At 45.6% G+C, this 18,137-nt stretch carries 14 protein-coding genes; 4 read left to right on the plus strand and 10 right to left on the minus strand.

Features of this window, described 5'->3' with window-relative positions; translation table 11 throughout:
* Positions 1–52: 52 nt before the first annotated feature.
* Complete coding sequence (locus QFZ81_RS30645; RefSeq protein ID WP_307438380.1) at positions 53–1,267, minus strand: DNA-binding transcriptional regulator; 1,215 nt, start codon at positions 1,265–1,267, stop codon at positions 53–55.
* Between the two features lie 174 nt (positions 1,268–1,441).
* Here QFZ81_RS30645 and QFZ81_RS30650 point away from each other — a divergent pair, with 174 nt between their 5' ends.
* The 3 genes from QFZ81_RS30650 to QFZ81_RS30660 are packed head-to-tail and all read left to right on the plus strand — an operon-like array spanning position 1,442 to position 4,466.
* Complete coding sequence (locus QFZ81_RS30650) at positions 1,442–2,545, plus strand: Gfo/Idh/MocA family protein (RefSeq protein WP_307438377.1); 1,104 nt, start codon at positions 1,442–1,444, stop codon at positions 2,543–2,545.
* Positions 2,546–2,565: 20 nt separating this feature from the next.
* Entirely contained in the window at positions 2,566–3,423 is an 858-nt protein-coding gene (locus QFZ81_RS30655; RefSeq protein ID WP_307438375.1) for a DUF6807 domain-containing protein, read from the plus strand.
* Positions 3,424–3,431: 8 nt separating this feature from the next.
* Positions 3,432–4,466 (plus strand): NAD(P)-dependent oxidoreductase, encoded by a 1,035-nt coding sequence (locus QFZ81_RS30660; RefSeq protein ID WP_307438373.1) that lies wholly within the window; start codon positions 3,432–3,434, stop codon positions 4,464–4,466.
* 178 nt (positions 4,467–4,644) lie between these two features.
* On the opposite strand, the gene QFZ81_RS30665 is transcribed toward QFZ81_RS30660, so the two are convergent.
* The 3 genes from QFZ81_RS30665 to QFZ81_RS30675 all read right to left on the minus strand — a co-directional run bounded on the left by QFZ81_RS30665 (position 4,645) and on the right by QFZ81_RS30675 (position 8,815).
* On the minus strand, positions 4,645–5,610 hold the full coding sequence (locus QFZ81_RS30665) for a CapA family protein (RefSeq protein WP_307449330.1): 966 nt from the start codon (positions 5,608–5,610) through the stop codon (positions 4,645–4,647).
* A 582-nt stretch (positions 5,611–6,192) separates the two neighbouring features.
* Positions 6,193–7,032, minus strand: coding sequence for an alkaline phosphatase family protein (locus tag QFZ81_RS30670; protein ID WP_307438371.1), 840 nt, complete (start codon positions 7,030–7,032; stop codon positions 6,193–6,195).
* 22 nt (positions 7,033–7,054) lie between these two features.
* Entirely contained in the window at positions 7,055–8,815 is a 1,761-nt protein-coding gene (locus QFZ81_RS30675) for a glycoside hydrolase family 35 protein (protein ID WP_307438370.1), read from the minus strand.
* 162 nt (positions 8,816–8,977) lie between these two features.
* Here QFZ81_RS30675 and QFZ81_RS30680 point away from each other — a divergent pair, with 162 nt between their 5' ends.
* Positions 8,978–9,886, plus strand: a complete 909-nt coding sequence (locus QFZ81_RS30680; RefSeq protein WP_307438368.1) for an AraC family transcriptional regulator — start codon at positions 8,978–8,980, stop codon at positions 9,884–9,886.
* A 213-nt stretch (positions 9,887–10,099) separates the two neighbouring features.
* On the opposite strand, the gene QFZ81_RS30685 is transcribed toward QFZ81_RS30680, so the two are convergent.
* The 6 genes from QFZ81_RS30685 to QFZ81_RS30710 form a co-directional block, all read right to left on the minus strand.
* Entirely contained in the window at positions 10,100–11,044 is a 945-nt protein-coding gene (locus QFZ81_RS30685) for a stalk domain-containing protein (RefSeq protein ID WP_307438366.1), read from the minus strand.
* A gap of 124 nt (positions 11,045–11,168) precedes the next feature.
* Positions 11,169–13,448, minus strand: a complete 2,280-nt coding sequence (locus QFZ81_RS30690; RefSeq protein ID WP_307438363.1) for a helix-turn-helix domain-containing protein — start codon at positions 13,446–13,448, stop codon at positions 11,169–11,171.
* Positions 13,449–13,621: 173 nt separating this feature from the next.
* Entirely contained in the window at positions 13,622–14,500 is an 879-nt protein-coding gene (locus QFZ81_RS30695) for a carbohydrate ABC transporter permease (RefSeq protein ID WP_307438361.1), read from the minus strand.
* Positions 14,501–14,512: 12 nt separating this feature from the next.
* Complete coding sequence (locus QFZ81_RS30700; protein ID WP_307438359.1) at positions 14,513–15,430, minus strand: ABC transporter permease; 918 nt, start codon at positions 15,428–15,430, stop codon at positions 14,513–14,515.
* Positions 15,431–15,496: 66 nt separating this feature from the next.
* On the minus strand, positions 15,497–17,113 hold the full coding sequence (locus QFZ81_RS30705) for a type 2 periplasmic-binding domain-containing protein (RefSeq protein ID WP_307438358.1): 1,617 nt from the start codon (positions 17,111–17,113) through the stop codon (positions 15,497–15,499).
* Positions 17,114–17,353: 240 nt separating this feature from the next.
* Positions 17,354–18,124, minus strand: a complete 771-nt coding sequence (locus QFZ81_RS30710) for a DeoR/GlpR family DNA-binding transcription regulator (RefSeq protein WP_307438357.1) — start codon at positions 18,122–18,124, stop codon at positions 17,354–17,356.
* Positions 18,125–18,137: the final 13 nt, after the last annotated feature.

An 18,137-nucleotide genomic window follows, 5' to 3' on the forward strand; every position in this document is an offset into this window, starting at 1 on the left:
AAATGTAAAAAGTGCCCCTCCCACGCGATTGCAATGAGAGTGGCACTTTTGTCTACAAATCTTGAATTCGATGTTTATTCTGCTGCCGAAACTCCCCTGGCCTGATCCCAGTCGCTCTCTTGAAGACTACACTCATATATTCTGTATGTTTAAATCCGATGCGTTCAGCGATGACTGCTAAGGAAAGTTTAGTTTCTAGGAGTAGTTTTTTTACAAGTTTTAGTTTTACATTTATGATTTCATCATGTGGTGTGCGACCCAATGCTTTCTGAAATCGGCTTTCCAATATACGGCGCGATACCTTAAGTTGTTCAAGAATATCTTGAACTTGAATGTCATCATAAGCATGATTGCGAATAAATCGTACGGCATCAGATACCATTTTATCCTCTACGGCAAGAACATCTGTTGACAATCGTACTTGAATACTTAAGGGTTCAATCAGGTACATTTGCCCCCCTATTACTTCGCCTGACATCATACGCTCGAGTAACTCCGCTGCTTGATAGCCTGTTTTGACGGCATTCGTTTTGATGCTGGATAAGGGAGGATTGGATAATTCGCACAAGAGCTCATCGTCATCCACACCTAGAACAGCCACTTCATCAGGAACGGCAATCTGAGCAATCCGACAAGCCTCGAGAAGCTGTTGACCGCAAATGTCATAGCACGCCATTATCCCTATCGGCTTGGGTAGGTCATACAACCATTGGACCAGCTTGTCTCTTTCTGTCTTCCCTGATTTTTCACCTAATAGATCTTCAGAGGCTTCATAAATATGGCAATAATAGCCTCTCTCCACCAGATATGCCGCTAAATAAGTGCATCGTAAGTTAGACCATCGAAAACGAGAGTCACCGTAAAATCCTATATGTTTAAAGCCACGTTCGAGAAAATGCTCCGCAGCCAATTGGGAAATGGATTGATCATTGGTCTCTACATAAGGAAGGCTCGGAATCATTCTTGAGGCACTGAGGTCTACTGTTGGAAGACCCGTGTCCTTAATAAACCGAGCAGTTTGCTCGTTTTCTATACGGGCGATAATGCCATCTCCCTGCCACTCACGCAGCCAAGTCAAATCGGTGTTATTTCGGCTATATTCACTGAGAAATATCGACCAAGGACGGTTTTCACGCAAATAGGTGTTTATCCCGCTAAGAAGTCCACGAGCGTACCCATTCGAAGTTTCAATTAATAGAGCGACTTGTTTTTGCTGTGGATTCGATATGGATAAATTTTCGTTGAATCCTGATGTGAATAAACTCATTGGTAAACAACCCCTTTTTCGCACTACTTATAAATATATGGTTATATTCTACTATTTACAACTAGGAAAGATAGGTGAAAAATCTCATTTTATAAAGCAAATAATCTCATCGACTTCCTTTGTTGTTTGGTCTAAAGTCAAGCTATAAACGGAATATGACAGGAGGATCCAACTGTGTCTTCAAAAATACGAGTCGCCATAGTCGGTTTAGGATTTGGGGCAGAATTTATTCCCATCTATCAAAATCATCCCTATGCGGAAATGTACGCCATCTGTCAAAGAACAACGGATAAATTGAATCAAATAGGTGACCATTTCGGTATCCAAGTTAGGTATGCCAGTTTTGATGAAATGCTGAAGGACGATAACATTGATGCTGTGCATATTAATTCTCCAATCCCTAACCATGCCGAGCAAAGCATTGCAGCATTGTTGGCAGGCAAGCATGTAGCTTGTACGGTCCCTATGGCAACGACTGTTGAAGATTGCAAACGAATAGTCGAAGCTGGGCAGCTATCTGGGAAAAATTATATGATGATGGAAACCTGCGTTTACACCCGCGAGTTTCTATATGTGAAAGCTTTGCGAGACAGCGGCCAACTTGGGCGGATTCAGTTCCTGCGCGGAGCTCATCAACAAGAGATGTCAGGCTGGCCTGGATATTGGGAAGGGCTCCCACCCATGCATTATGCGACGCACGCGGTTAGTCCATTGCTCGCACTTGCCGACAAGGAAGCAGAATTCGTCTCGTGCCTAGGTTCTGGACAAATAGCTGACAATCTTGCTGCAAAATATGGGTCACCTTTTGCAGTCGAATCCGCATTATTCCGGCTTCGTGACTCCTACCTTGCCATCGAGGTTACGCGATCTCTATTTGAAACATCACGCGAATATGTTGAAAGCTTTGACGTTTATGCGGATCAAATGAGCTTTGAATGGCAGCAGTTAGAGGGTGAAGAACCTGTTATCTTCATAGGTGAGAACGCTAAGCGGGTTGAAATTCCAGATTATGTGAACTTGCTCCCAGAAGGCATACGTAAATATACGATGCAGGGTGTCTACGATTCGGCAGATAACGTACATTTATCCTTTAAACAAGGAAACGGGCATGGTGGCTCCCATCCGCATTTGGCACATGAATTTATCATGAGCATAGTTGAGAAGCGTGAGTCTTTCCCAAATAGCTATACGTCTGCCAATTGGACTTGTGCCGGCATATGCGCACATGAATCCGCCATGAACAATGGTGCGCAAGTGAAGCTGCCAATATTCCGTTAAATCATATGGAGGTCATCCCCATGGATATTCCTTATTTAAGAGCTGAAAATGATGAACAAAGCATACGTATTTATCGTGGTAATCATCCAGATCCGATTCTTGTACAGAATGCACAAACACATCAACGTCCCTTTATTCACCCCATTCTTGCTCCGGATGGAAATGGTGTGTTAACTGAAAATGCTCCGCCTCATCACCCCTGGCAGCATGGCATTTATATCGGTTTGAATGATGTAAATGGCATTGGGTTTTGGGAGGAAGGCATTAATCATCATCCAAAGGACGGCAGCTTTCACCCTCTGCCGCTCAAGCCTGCGGTCATTAACCTGCACTATGCTTCATGGGAGATTGAAACGTATTGGCGCGATCCACAAGGAAACCACATGATAACAGAACGGCAGCAATGGAGTCTGCATGATCTGGGGAGTACATACGAGCTTGATTTCCAATGGTCTTTACGAGCTGAAATTAACCTAACCTTCGGACGTTATGATTACGGCGGTCTTTTTCTTCGTATGCCTTATCGTCGTGAACTAGGAGGCGAAGCGCTCAATAGTGAAGGTCAAATGAATGGTGAAGCAGAGGGAAAACGTGCCCGTTGGGTTTCCTGCAGAATGCCGATTAAAGGCCGAACTGATAACGCTGGCTTTGTGTTTATGGATCATCCGAACAATGCTGAACATCCTGTGCCATGGCGTGTTGATGGACAATTAGGTATTTCCCCAAGCCGTTGTATTGCAGGTCAGTGGGAGCTCCGTATAGGAGAAACACAAGTCCATCGATATCGGATACTCGTATTTTGTGGTGATATGGATCCATCCCATGTGAATAACAACTGGCGAAATTTTGCGTCAAAAATATCCATTTACAAGGAGTGAATCCTAATATGAGAAGCGTTATTATCGTCCATCCTAGCTTCGAGGCGACCTGGCCGTGGACCGCGGACCACTTTCACACACTTTGGAAAGCCCAAGGATCAACTGATTTTATTCGATTGGCTCCTAATGAGTTAAAAACGCTTGGAGAGCTTGTTCCCGAGCCCGGCAGCGTTACCCGTTTGATTTCCTTAAATGTAGCTGTGACATCCGATTGCTTACGCGCTTTCAGTAGTTTAAAAGAAGCCGTTATTACAACCTGCTCCTATGGGAGTCCTGTAACGGAAGAACAAATGGCCATTTTGAAAGATGCAGGGGTTAACATGTACACGCATCCAAGCGAAGGTTATTGGGGACAATCAGTATCCGAATTCGGTCTGGCGCTAACCCTATGTGGTTTACGTAGAATTCCTCAAACGCATCATGACATCATTACAAGCTTGCAGCCTTGGTATTATGAATCTGAGAATGGTGTAGGCACACCGAAAAAAAGAGGAGAACAGTTTTGTGACGATCCCAACTTTACGAATGGAACCGTTGAAGGTAAACGAGTCCGTATTGTTGGGGCAGGCAATATTGCTTCCCGTTATGCAAGCTTTGTCAGTATGCTTGGGGCAGACGTTGCGGCGTGGGATCCCTTTGCTACGGAACCTTCCTTTCACCGTGCACGAGCTAGAAAAGAATGGCACTTGAGTCAACTCATCCAAGATGCTGAGATTTTTGTACCCATGGTGCCATTAACAGAGCAAACAAGAGGACTACTTACATCGGAACATATTCATTCACTGCCTAAAGGATGTTTAGTGGTACTGGTAACGAGAGCGGAAATTTGCGATATGCAGGCAATTCGTGAGCGCGTTCTTAAAGATGAGATTTGCCTTGCAGCAGATGTTTTTGATATCGAGCCCTTACCATTGAATGATTCACTATTAGGAAGGCACAATGTCGTTCACACCCCGCATAACGCTGGACGAACTGTGCAAGCAAATCAACGTTGGGCCGAAAAACTAGTCGAGCAGTTCATTCCCCTTTCTCAATATGAATAAAAATCAGTTCATCAACAACAAATGCAACAAAAGTGCCCCTCCCATGTGCTTACATGGAGAGGCACTTTTGTTGTCCGAAGTCAGGATAAATTTCATACTGCTTCTTCGACTTTATTTTATTATAAGCAGCAACTGTATGCCATCATATGAAGTCTGGAAAATCTCCTATTGATGTTTATCAAACCGGTACAACTGTAAACGTAGTCTTATCCGCCTTCCTTTTCTTCACTATCGTTGGAATTTGGTCGATTTTGAGAACATCTATGACGCCACTTTCATTTTTAGTTAGTGTCAATGACAAAATCATACCCCGAATCGTATTCTCACCTCTGGTCAGCTTCGACGATATGAAGTTACCTAGTGAGGATGCAGCGACTCGATTGCGCACCTTGCCATCGTTGTCTTTGACTACGGTCTGAGTTATCGGGTGCAGCACATGAGGATGTGAGCCTAAGACTACGTTAACACCTTGCTTAAAAAGGAACTGCATCAATTGCTTCTGATCTCTGCTCGGATACGTCTGATACTCTTTCCCGAAATGTAAACATACTATGATGAAATCGGTTTTGTTTTTCAATTGGCGGATATCTGCAATCATCTTTTTTCGATCGAATGGATTAACCATCCAACGATGAGGAACAGGTATGGCATTCGTCCCTTTGGTATAGGCCAAAATGCCAATATTCACCCCTTTTACACGCATAATCAAATGCTGATTAGCTTCATCAAGGGTACGAGAGGTCCCCGTATGCTTGAGCCCGTTTTGATCGAGGATCTTCAATGTCCGCTTTAAGCCAACTACACCACCATCCATACAATGATTATTGGAAGTTGTTAATACATGAAAGCCTACGTTTTTCAGCGTTGCTGCTAATGCATCCGGGCAATTGAATACGGGGTACCCGGTTCTCGGATTCCTTCGTTCCATTGGACAATTGCATTTGGGACGGATTCCCATCCTGCCCAATTGCCTGTTCCCAGAGAAGGTCGTCTCCAGATTACCAATCGTTAGATCGTGGTTCATTAGATAAGGTTTAATGGGTTCAAAAATAGGATCAAACGAATATCCGTCTCCTTGTTTAGCAGAGTCAATGATTTCACTTTTCATCAACAAATCTCCGACAGCGGCAATCGTAATTTGCACCAACGCATTCACTCCTCTCATGAGCACATTATTCGCTGAAAGGGGTAGTTGATTGTAAAATAGGCTGGGCTTTAAGTCCGCGCAGGTTGGGCGAAGCTGTGCTGAGGGCCGGGTGCTTGGTGCTGGGGCTGGGTGATAGTGTTAATTCTGAATGTTGGGCCCGGTAACTATCACACCCAGTTACAAGGTATTTAGCGATGTTAATCATCGCTAAAGTATGGAGATTCCCCTTTCACACACACTTTAGCAATGAAAAACATCACTATGGAGCGGAAAACGGACTAATTAGCTTGATTCCACGTCATTTAAGGTTGTTTTATATCGTTAACGAAACACATTTCGGTAGCGTTCAAATTTAATGATGAAAAACATTCTTGCGTAGCGGCAATCATACAACCCGGCCTGCGTTGCCAGTTCCGACGTCACAAAAGCCCATTTGTAAATTCCGAGCTTTACTAAAAAAGAAGAACCTCCATTCCCACTGGTGGACTCGGAGGTTCTTTCACGAAAAATCTGAGACTGACTCATTCCTGCTTAGCACATTCGGCGTCTGGCTAGATCCAGTCGCCGTGCCTTCATCCGTTAGCGCTGCCCCGTTTGCGCCAGCAACCCGCTCGGAAGCTTGGCATCCCAATTATCCGGGAATGGCAGACCCAGCGCAGACAGCGCGACGGCAGCTGTGTCCATAATACTCAGGCCAGCCAAATCAGCCTCTGTTTGAACGCCAGGACCACGGCAGCCCCAGAAAATCGTCATGTCTTTCGGATGATCGCTTCCGTGATTGAAAGCATCCAAGCCCCCGCCGCCATGATCCGTCGTTATGATAATCAGACTGTCTTCCAGCATTCCTGCATCTAAAATGGCTTTACTGATCTCACCGATTTGATTGTCTGCATGCGAGATCGCCTTTAAGTACTCCTCGGAGCCATACCCATGCCGATGGCCGGCAGCATCCACATCATCCAACTGAACGAACAGCAGCTCAAATTCCGGATTGTTACGGATATACGCGGCAATGGCAGGAACCAATTCTTCATCAGGTGCAGCGTATTTATAAACTGCGTCGTTCTCTTCAATGATTCCGGTCTGTATCGGTTTCCATGAGACGAAGGAAGCCATCATCTTGCTGTTAGGTTTGGCTTCGCTTATGATTTGAAATAAGGAAGGCGCTGCCGAGGCAATTGGGTAGTTCTGTTCCATTTTAATATTCAAATGGGACTCATGCCTCTCCGGCATTACACCATGCAGCAGAGAACCCCAGCATTCCCCGCTATTGGAGGGAAAGACAGTCTGCGCATGATCCGTTTTGGCTCCGCCCAGGAGAAGCACATCGATATACGGCGTATCAGCTTCGCTGACGAACGCACCCGCTCCATCTATTCCAAGAATGATGACTCTTTTGACTGCCGCTGTTGATACCATTGTCAATCCCTCCGATTACAAGTTATCCCAAATCCGGCGCATCCGTCAGTTCGATGACCGATTCCTCCGTATGATGTAATTCAAATACGATAATTTCATTGCGTCCAGTTCGCAGTAAAGGTGCCGGCAGATACAACGTTTGCTGCGGCCCTTTATCCCAATAACGTCCCAAATTAAAACCGTTAATCCAGACTACGCCTTTCGACCAGTTTTCTAAACGAACGAACGTGTCTCCCGCTTCTTCCACGGTGAATTCCCCTCGATAAAAGGCAGGACGATCATTCCTTTCATTCGCCTCAGCGGAACGTCCAAATGGAATCGCCGTCAAATCGTCCAGTGGGAGTGGATATATTGTCCAATCAAACAAGAACTGATTGTTCATCCGCACACCCTCTGTAATACCTTTATAGTCCTTTAATTTCGGACCATAGTTGACGCGTCCCATGTTCTCGACCACAATGTCAAGCTTCGCGCCTTGAGCGGGAATGTCCATCGGGAGTGGACGTGAATCCCATCTTTCCACCGTACCTTGGTAGACACCGTCCAAGAAGACTTGCGCACGGTCATGTACCTCCTGCAGGTGCAGCTTTTCACCGGTACGCGGCCCGGACACATGCGTGGAATAAACGATGAATCCATAGCTTTGGCCCAGCTTTTCCATCGGCTCTGGACAAGTGCTCTTAACGGGCTTAGCGAGATGTGACAAATGTTCAAGCATATCTGCCTTTTCGGTCAAAGCGATTCGACCATAACTTTTCTTCTTTATTGGTGCAGGCAATTCTGGGAAATCCTCAACATTTTTACCTAAAAAACCTGCAATCACGCTGCGGACAGCCCTATATTTCTCCGTCTCATCTCCGCATTCGGACAAAGGCGAATCATAGTCGTAGCTGGTGATTGTCGCTTCATATTTATCATGATAGTTCGCTCCGTTGTAGAAGCCAAAGTTCGTCCCGCCGTGGAACATGTAGAAATTAACAGAGGCCCCAGCGCGAAGCATTCGGTCGAATACGTCCGCAACATCGCCCGCATCACGCGTATGGTGAGGCTTCAACCAGTGATCAAACCAACCGTTCCAGTACTCCATGCAAAAGAGTGGCTCATCAACACGGTATTCACGAAACTTATTAAAAGCTTCCTCCGGTTTAGAACCGAAGTTCACCGTGGCAAGCGTGCCTGGAACCGTCCCGCCCTGCAGCATGCCGTCCTCCGGACCGTCAGATGTAAACAGCATAACATCTACACCGCGTTTGATGAGTCCATCCCGCAAATACGTTAAATACGCTGTGTCATTGCCGTAGCTGCCATATTCATTTTCAATCTGCATCGCAATGATGGGTCCACCATTTGTGCCAAGCAGCGGGACCAATTGTGGGATCAGCGCGTCATAGTAATGGTCGACTCTCTCCAGATAAGCCTGATCCATGCAGCGAAGCCGCATATCCGGATAGTTCAACAGCCATGCCGGTAATCCGCCAAACTCCCACTCCGCACAGATATATGGGCTCGGCCGCACGATCACATGCAGACCCAAACTACCAGCCTGCTCCACAAATCTCACGATGTTCGCTATTCCATCAAAGTTAAACACATTTTCCTGCGGTTCATGCAAATTCCAAGGAATATAAGTCTCCACGGTATTAAACCCGCAGGCTTTGAGCTTCAATAAACGATCTTCCCAATAGTCAGGCACGACGCGAAAATAATGGATGGCTCCAGATATGAGTTGAATAGGCTTCCCATCTAAAAGAAACTGCTTATTTTGAGCTTGTAAAATGGCCATGGTTATCCCTCCGACTGATGAATGCGATAGTGTATGAATGATCTAATCATCGCTGAAAAGGCGGTCAATCCTCAATCTCCAAATGGAGCATTTTCTATACCAAATGTGCCAGTTCAATGATATGATTGAACGTACAGCAATGACGTACGGAAGGAGCCCTTCATGGATGATTTGTACCGTTTTCCGAATATGATCAATACCTTACAAGTAGTAGGATGCCATTTTGGCTTACAGCCCCCGGGATGGCATTACCCTCGGCATCATCATCATTTGTTTGAACTGCTTTACTGCTCGGAGGGTGAAGTTGTGCAAGAAATGAACCGTGAATCCATAACAATGCGGCAAGGAGACTGGCTGCTGATCAAATCAGGCGTGAGGCATCAATCCTCCAATGCCGCTGCCACAAATTATGGCTACTTTAATGTGCATTTTGATCTTGATGATACCGAAATACGCAGCCTGCTATCGACTACTCCATATCGGCACATCCATCATCAGGATGCGGAGCAAAGCAGGCTTCAGTTCTACGTAAGCGAACTAGAGGCTATCATGCATCGCAATCGGACTGAGGACACGGAGCAAGAACAGCAATATCTGCGCTTCGAGGATAAACTGCTGCTGCAATCCTATACACTGCTAATCATTCATGATGTGCTAGATTTGCTACGCAAACAGGATTCACTGAGCAAACATGCGCCAATGAAGGACAAAGACGCCTCCTTGTTCACCGCTGATGTCGCCCATGCGATTGAAGAAAAGCTGTCGCTTGGCCTCTGCGAGGAGGCGTCTGTCGCGGGGGTCGCGAAAGAGCTGAACCTGAGCCGCAGTCAGTGCAGCAAGCTCTTCTCCAAAGTCTACGGACTATCACCGCGTCAGTATGTCAGCCGGCAAAAGCTGAACCTAGCCAAAGAGCTGCTCGTCACAACTAATTTGCCGATGACAGACATTGCGGAGAAGCTCGGCTTCCATTCGGCCAGCCACTTCTCGCGGCAATTCCGGCGCTGGACTGGCCTGTCGCCAAGTGAATTCAAGCCGAAGCATCATGCTGCGCAGCAGCCGCTCGTACTTTAGCGGAACGTTCCGCTAATCCCATTTTCAACGTGTTTATCACGAAATAGCGCATCGTCGTTCAACTTGCTCATCCTTCCGTTTCTTTGAACAATAAAAACGCTCGCAAACCTCGAAGTTTGCGGGCGTTCTCGTGTGTTTTGCTCCTGTTTCCCGGTTTGCGGGCGTTCTCGCGCATTTCACTCATGGTCCCGGTTTGCAGGCGTTCTCGGTATTTTACTCCTGTGCCGCGTCTATGTCCGGTGTTTGTTCTTCAACCTCGTTAATCACGACGCTTTGTGATTCTGGTTCCCACTGCACATCGGCTTTCAGCGCTTCACTAATGAAGCGAGCCGGCACCATCGTGGACCCCTGATAGACTTCTCCTGCCACTTCTAGATCAACGGCTTGTCCATTCACAAAGGCTTTGCGAACACCTAACACAAGCTTCACTGTGACACCATCTTTCACCACGGTAACCGAGTTATCTTCTGGATTCCAAGTAACGGTAGCCTGCAAGGCTTCAGCAATCGCTCGGAAAGGAACTAACGTGTTCCCCTCTTTAATAAATGGCGGGACTTCAAAGTGAGGTTCAAGGCCATTAACGTAGGCTTTGACACCTAACTTGCCTCTCTTACTATTCAGTGCTCCAAGTTTTTTATATACAGTCAGGTTCGTAGAGTCTGATTTAATCACTTCTGTTTGAATCTCTGCAGCTATGTCCAAGTCCCCGTTATTCTCTGCCTCAATGACCGAGTCCGCAAGAATTGAACCAATATCTGCCGTTTCGCTTAACTGCAAATTATACTTTTCCAATAATTTGGAAATGACGGCACCGGCAGGGCGATCTTTGACGTTTTCGTAAGCGTTTTGTAAACCTTTATACCCCTTATGTCCATGAGAGCCGTAGGTAGATGAAGTCACCGTTTCTTGTTCTCCGGAAACCTTCTTTTCCTTTTTTTTCTTTTTCTCCTTCAGCTTCCCATCCACTTGATCGTTAGAACTTGAACTTGATTTAGAACTTGAACTTGAACTTGAACTTGAACTTGAACTTGAACTTGAACTGGTACTCGAACTTGAATGATCCGAACCTTTATCATGCTTAGGCTCTGCATACGCCACAGAACTTAATAAAGTACCCAGAACTGCTAGCGAAACCACAATGTTAAGCTTCCATTTCATGCTTTACACGCTCCCAGAATAATTTGTCGTTTTTTGTATATTGAATCATTATACCTAATAAACAGACAATATTCTGTATCACAGCACACAAAATGGCACTTTAATTCTTGCCTTATTCCCTGCATTATTCCCCTTTCCTGAACTGTCCTGGTGTAATCCCCTCATAGCGTTTAAACACCCTGATGAAGGTATTACTGTTCGAAAAGCCGACCTTTTGCGTAATATCCGTAATCGTATCATCGGTCTCCGTCATTAACTGCTTGGCCAGCTGGACACGCTGTTTATTTACGTAATCAATAAACGTTTCACCAGATTGCTCTTTGATGAAGCGTGACAAGTAAGGCGCATTGACTTCGAACTTCAGAGACAATGAGGTCAGGCTCAAATCCATATCCGCCAAATGCTCATCAATATAGCTCAGCACTTGATCCTTCAGATTCGTATTGTGGCTTTTCTTCTTGGAATCAACGTAGTCACAGACGGTTTTCAAAAACTTATAAATTTCATCTTCAATTTCCACGAAGGACTCGCACTGGGTCAATTGTTTAATGAGTGCATGCTTCTCTACCGCCAATTCATTAGGTCCCTGATCCAGATGCTCAATGGCCTTCAAGATCGTGCCGATCAGTTCAAACATGAGAAGCTTGCCGAGCTGAAGCGACAACGTGCCGTCCGACACATTCGTTACGATCAGTTCGCTGACAGCCTCCATGGCTTCCTCGTACTGCCCGGTTCTAATATGATTGATCAGCTGCCGCTCCATATCCAGCGGATAATACAGCTCGTTCTTCGGTCGTTTGATCCGATCAAAAGGTATGATTTGGCTTGGACCTATAACAAACTTATATTCCAGCGCCTCCAGCGCCTCGTCGAATCCAAGGGGGATTCCGGTCAAGAGTGGATGGATATCACTGATGCCAATCGTCAGCTGAATATAAAATTTCCCCTGAATAATCGTCTGCGCCTCTTGCGCAATATCAATCAAATCCTGCTTCGTCCGAACTTCATCTTCATTCTGAATGTTAACCAGAAAAGCAATCATACCATCCACTTCGGTCGTGAACACCGTATGTTTTCGGCCAATCAGCTCTTCCGTAATGTTCGTCACAATATAATAAACATACTGTAATTTCGACTCCGCATCGCGCGTCCCACCATCAGCAAACAAAGCCTCATAATCGCCGATATGAAACAGCAGGATGGCAAAACGGTTCGTCTCGAACCGCAGGTCAAACGATTCCATCGATTGCGCGAGTGCAGAACCGCTCTCGACTCTGCCTTTAAGCAGCCGTGCCAGAAAATGGCTGCGCAGCACGTCTTGCTGCTTCTGAATAGTTCGGTTCGCCGTAACCTGTAAAGCTTCATTTTCCGACATGAAGGACTGGAGCAGTGAGAATTCATTCCCAATCCCTTCGATATTGGACTTCACCTTCGGAGAAACCAAATCCACCATGCGGCGGATCGGCATATAATGTCTTCGCGTCAGCCAGATGGACATCGGACCACCGACAAAAATACACATAAATAAGCCAGCGTAAATCCAGCTGCGCAATTGACTTACTTTCGCTGAATAAATTTTAGTAGGAACGATGGACACATACTTCCATTCATTTTCAACCGAAGAAACGTAAGAAACCGTTACCTCTTCCTTGCCCCATTTTTGACTAAATGAACCCTCCGCTGAGTGGATCTGCTCGAAATCAATATCGGATACATGATCCGAATCGCCTGCCGTCATCAGCAGCTTATTAGTGGAATCGAGTATCAATACGCTGCCTGCTTGGGCAATTTGGATATTTGAGATAGCTGCTTTCAAACGTTCTGCATTCAGCATGACAACAAGTGTTGCCGGCGCTTCGCTGGCATTCTGAATCGGCAGTGACTGCATGTACACCATGTCATCGTCAGCGAATTGAAGGAAATTTCCATAGTAGATTTTCTCCATACTGTCGCTCCATTGTTTCATGGTGATGCCTTTATTTTTTGCGTGGAGCAATTGGAAGAGAAGCTCATCTTGATTCATTGTCGATGTCGTAACACCGAAATGATCTTTTTTCATATATACATATAAATCGTTAATATCCCCATTCGAGGCCGCATAAGAACGAAGCGAAGTGATCAGATCCAGTGTATCGATCTTGACTTGCGAATTGTTGAAATCAGCTTGATTAACATACTTAATGACTTTAGGATCCAGGGAAAGCTGGAGCCCCATCCGCTTAATATCTTTGAACTGATTATCTAGCGATTGCTTCACTTGGTTAAGCAGCGCTTTATTGGATCGAATGACCTCCGAGCTCAGTAAAAACTGCGACTGAATAAGAACCAACATCGTGATGACGATGGGAATACATAGAATGGTTAAGTTCGAGTAAAGCCAAAATAAAAATACGCTCCGCTTCACAAAGAAGTCCTCCCTCACTCATGCTGTAAGCAGTATTATCCCATCTTCATCAGCTCAAGTACATCTACGATTTTTGTAACATCATCATTTTTGTTGATTCCCTCACAGAAAGTGGAAAAAACCAAATATCCCGCCCTCTTTTTGAAGATCCAAAAAGAGAACAGGCCTGGTCGTTATTCTTTGAGCGCGCCGACCATAACACCTTTCACAAAATATTTCTGTAAAAAAGGATAGGCAATTAGAATCGGCAATGTAGCCACCATGATCGTTGCATATTTAATACTTTCCCCAATCGCTTGCGTGTCGTTCGCATTCCCCGTTCCAGTGGTCATCGAATCCGTGCTGTTTTGCACCAGAATTTCTCGAAGAATCAGCTGCAGCGGGAACATCTCCCGATCGTGAAGGAACAGCATCGCATTAAACCAGGAATTCCAGTGAGCTACACCATAATAAAGCACCATAACGGCAATAACAGGCATGGACAGCGGCACTACAATCTGGAACAAAATGCGCCATTCGCCTGCGCCATCAATCTTAGCGGATTCCATCAAGCCCTCAGGGATCGCTTCGAACGAAGTTCGCATAATAATCAAGTTCCACGTACTGATCGCCACGGGTAAGATGAGGGCAAGGTAGCTATTTCCCATGTGCAGATAGTTGTTGATTAACAAATATGTCGGAATCAATCCGCCGCTGAAATACATCGTGAACACGATGCAGATCATCAAGAACTTCCGCATCACAAACTTTCTGGACAGCGCGTAGGCCCCAAGCGTTGTAAAAAACAGATTAACCGCCGTACCCACAATCAAGATGAGTAATGTATTCCCATAACCCGTCAAAATGTTGGGATTCGCAATCACTTTCTGAAAAGCGTCGAGATTAAACCCGAGCGGTCTAAACAACAAGCCCGAATGCTGGATAAGCAAATTAGAATCACTGATGGATGCCATGAACACATAGTAGAACGGGTACAACGTACAGACGATAAGCAAAATCATGAGAATCGCATTACCGATATCGAATAGACGCTCAGTTGCGCTTAATTTCATCGTTAGTTCCTCCTACCACAACCGGCTGCCGGAGAATCGGCGGGATAAGCTGTTAGCGCTAATAAGTAGAATAAAGTTAATCATGGATTGAAATAGCCCTACGGCCGTTGTATAGCTAAAATCATTCCCTTGTGCTAACCCTTCTCGATACACAAAGGACGAAATCACATCCGCCGTTTCATACGTATTCGGATTATACAGCAGGACGACCTTCTCGAAACCGACCTCCATCAATCCACCAATTCGAAGAATGAGCAGAATCATAATGGTTGGAATGAGCCCAGGAAGCGTTACACTCCATATTTGCCGGAACCTTCCTGCCCCATCAACGCGAACAGCTTCGTATAACTCCGGGTTAATCCCGCTAAGCGCAGCCAAATAAATGATGGACGACCAACCGAGTTCTTGCCAAACAGACGTGCTGACGAAAATGGTACGGAAATTGCCGGCATCATTCATAAGTGCAGAATCTTGCCCGCCAAAGAACATAATGATGGAGTTCACAATACCTCCACGGTTCGTGAAGTCAATAATTAACCCTGAAATGACAACAATCGAGATGAAATGCGGCAAATAGGAAACCGTCTGCACAATCGATTTAAAAAGCTTCTGGCGAATCTCGTTCAAAAGAATCGCGAGAATAATCGGTGCAGGGAAGCCGAAAAGGAGGTTATAAATGCTAATCAGAAACGTATTACGCAGCACGCGGATAAAATAATAGCTTTTAAAGAAAGCTGTGAAATGCTGAAACCCTACCCAATCGCTGCCCCAGATCCCTTTTGCTGGACTGAAGTCCTTGAAGGCGATAACAGCGCCATACATGGGAAAATATTTGAAAATGAAGAAGTACAGCACAACCGGCAGTACCATCAGGTAGATCGCGCGATTTTTTCTTATGTCATCTAGTAAAACCCGAAGGGAATTAGCCATGTTCTCACTTCCTTACCTGTATGATGAAGAAGGGGAGGCTGGCTCCCCTCTATTTTTTGAAATCTATTAACGTTTGTTGTAACGATCCGTTGCCGCCTGATAAATATCCGTCGCGCGGTCAATGTTCATCTTTTTAAATTGCTCCACAGCTTTGTCGAAATCTTCGATTTTCGCGGCGCCCATGACCACTTTCGTGACTTGCTCGGACAAGAGCGTACTTACATCATTCATAATTTTCGCAGATTCCTTCGCTTCATCCGGTGTCAGCGCCACTGGCGGCAGCAACACTTTGTATGCATTATTCGCATATTTGGCGTAAAGTTTTACGGCATCTTTTTGCGACTGCAATTGATAATATTGATCATTGTAACGGTCATCGTCCAAACCGGAGAAGCCGTAGTTGGCAATAAAATATTTAGCCATCGCTTGACTGATCGGCAGGTTATCCGGATTTTTCAAAATCAGGTCCGTGTACTTCGGTTGACCATCTACTTTCGTGTACGTTTGGCCTTCGATACCGAAATTTTTGAGCATTGCGCCTTCTTCGCTATACAGATAGTCCAGCGCTTTCACGGTTTCAGCAGCATGCTTGTTCGCACTTGTGATCACCGTTCCGATGTTGTCGTATTCCCAGGACGCTTGCACGAACTTAGGTTCGTCGCCTTTCTTCAATACTGGATATTGGACAGGAGCAAGTTTTGCTTTCGGATCTGTCTTTTGCAAGGCAGGCGAATACGTACCGATACTTCCGCCGATGTATCCATAGAACGCCCCAGCTTTGCCGGAGGTTACTTTCGAATCCATCGTTTTTCCGTCATTGGACGCAAAATCCGGATCGATCAGACCCTCTTTGTACCATTTTTGCATAGTCGTCAAGTATTGCTTATATTCCGGTTGGATGGGTCCGAACTTCACTTTCCCATTGTCGATATAGAAGGCGTTTGATACGCCGTAAGCGCCTGCAAAATCAAAACCACCAATAGCAGTCGATTTGTTCAAAGTGAAAGGAATAGCGCCTTTCTTCTCTTTGAAAGCTTTAAGTACTGTTTCCCACTCGTCGACCGTTTCAGGCGCTTTCAGTCCCAGTTCTTCGAGCCAGTCTTGTCGAATGATCATACCGCTGAATGTTTTGTACTGACCATATTGACCTACTTTCAGATGAGGCATCACATAAATATCGCCGTTATCTGACTTGACTTGTTTGGCGATCTGCGGATTCGCATCCAGAATCTTTTTCAAATTCGGAGCATTCTTCTCAATTAAATCATTCAGTTTAATAATCGTGCCGTCTTTGAACATTTTGGATGTTCCGCCCTGCACGCTGTTCCAACTCCACAGCATCGAATCCGGCAGATTATTAGAAGCAACCATAACACCGTATTGCTGAATATCATCTTGCGGTGTATTTCCGGAAGAATGTTGGAAGTCAAACGTTACGTTTGTTTTCTTGGCCCACTCTTTTACCATAGGCAGCTCGTTCAAGCTCTTAACGACGGCTTTCGCATTCGGATTCATTGGTGTCCATAATGTCACCTTCACAGGTTCTTTAGAATCAGCAGTTGCGACTGGCGCTGTGCTGCCTTTATCTTTTGTAGATCCAGCATTTCCGCAAGCGGTTGCAAGTGATAGTGCAAGAATGGTCGCCGCGATCGGCAGTACTTTTAATTGAGATCTTCTTTTCATGGAAACACTCCCCTTATATCGTAGTCCGGCGCTAACGCCGTGAAGCGGATTAGCCCTGTGAAAGAAGCATATCTCACACTTCCTGATGTCGTATATCGTCGATTATTCAATCGTATTGTTTTCTTAGGAATAGACGTCGCTTCTTTTTGTACCATCATCATTATTTGAGAATTCCCTTATTTGCAAAGAAAAAATCGCCCTTTCGCCGCTATGGGAGCCGGTTCGGTGGCGATTTGCGTATTAGTCGCTGATCAGCACTTCAATGCCGAGCGCCTCAATTGTATCGATCCATTCCTTCGAGCAGCCTGAATCGGTAATGAGCATCGAGATTTCTTCAAGCTTGGACACTCTAGCAAACGTAGCCATACCGAATTTGGAATGATCCGCTACCAGGATGGCTTCCTCGGCCCGCTGCATCATTTTCCGTGAGATAATAGCTTCAGCCAAATGGAAGTCTGTAATGCCGTCCGCGAGTGAGATGCCTCCAACAGAAATAAATGCTTTGTTCACTTTAAATTGATCCAGCATCTGATCCGTCAGGGAGCCTGATGTGGCTTGATACTCGACGTTCACTTCCCCGCCTGCGAAGATAATTCTTCCCCGGAACGTTTCCATGGCCAGATTGAGAATCGGAACTGAATGGGTGATCAAGGTTACACTCGTACGATCCTTCAGGTAAGGCAATATCTCAATCGTCGTCGTGCCGTTATCCAGCATAATCGTTTCCCCGTCTTGGACCAAAGAGGCAGCCAGCTTGCCGATCGCTGTTTTCTCTGACTTCATCATTTGGGTCCGTTTGAGAAAGGGCGGCTCAACAAGCTCCATGCGCATTTTGACAGCGCCTCCGTACACTTTGCGAAGCTTGCCTTCCTTCTCTAGCCGATCTAGGTCCCGCCGCACCGTTTCCGTTGAGACATTAAGCATCTCAGACAGGTGATGCACCTGCACTTTCCCTTCCATCTCCAAATGGTTCAGGATGGTCATCCTGCGATCTTCGTATGTTAATGACATAATGGCCTCCTAA

The organism is Paenibacillus sp. V4I9 (assembly GCF_030817295.1).
Taxonomy (GTDB): domain Bacteria; phylum Bacillota; class Bacilli; order Paenibacillales; family NBRC-103111; genus Paenibacillus_E.

Coding starts and splice junctions, on each gene's coding strand:
- QFZ81_RS30645 (WP_307438380.1), bottom strand. CDS start 1,267: ATGAGTTTATTCACATCAGGATTCAACGAAAATTTATCCATATCGAAT.
- QFZ81_RS30655 (WP_307438375.1), top strand. CDS start 2,566: ATGGATATTCCTTATTTAAGAGCTGAAAATGATGAACAAAGCATACGT.
- QFZ81_RS30660 (WP_307438373.1), top strand. CDS start 3,432: ATGAGAAGCGTTATTATCGTCCATCCTAGCTTCGAGGCGACCTGGCCG.
- QFZ81_RS30670 (WP_307438371.1), bottom strand. CDS start 7,032: ATGGTATCAACAGCGGCAGTCAAAAGAGTCATCATTCTTGGAATAGAT.
- QFZ81_RS30675 (WP_307438370.1), bottom strand. CDS start 8,815: ATGGCCATTTTACAAGCTCAAAATAAGCAGTTTCTTTTAGATGGGAAG.
- QFZ81_RS30680 (WP_307438368.1), top strand. CDS start 8,978: ATGGATGATTTGTACCGTTTTCCGAATATGATCAATACCTTACAAGTA.
- QFZ81_RS30685 (WP_307438366.1), bottom strand. CDS start 11,044: ATGAAATGGAAGCTTAACATTGTGGTTTCGCTAGCAGTTCTGGGTACT.
- QFZ81_RS30695 (WP_307438361.1), bottom strand. CDS start 14,500: ATGAAATTAAGCGCAACTGAGCGTCTATTCGATATCGGTAATGCGATT.
- QFZ81_RS30700 (WP_307438359.1), bottom strand. CDS start 15,430: ATGGCTAATTCCCTTCGGGTTTTACTAGATGACATAAGAAAAAATCGC.
- QFZ81_RS30705 (WP_307438358.1), bottom strand. CDS start 17,113: ATGAAAAGAAGATCTCAATTAAAAGTACTGCCGATCGCGGCGACCATT.
- QFZ81_RS30710 (WP_307438357.1), bottom strand. CDS start 18,124: ATGTCATTAACATACGAAGATCGCAGGATGACCATCCTGAACCATTTG.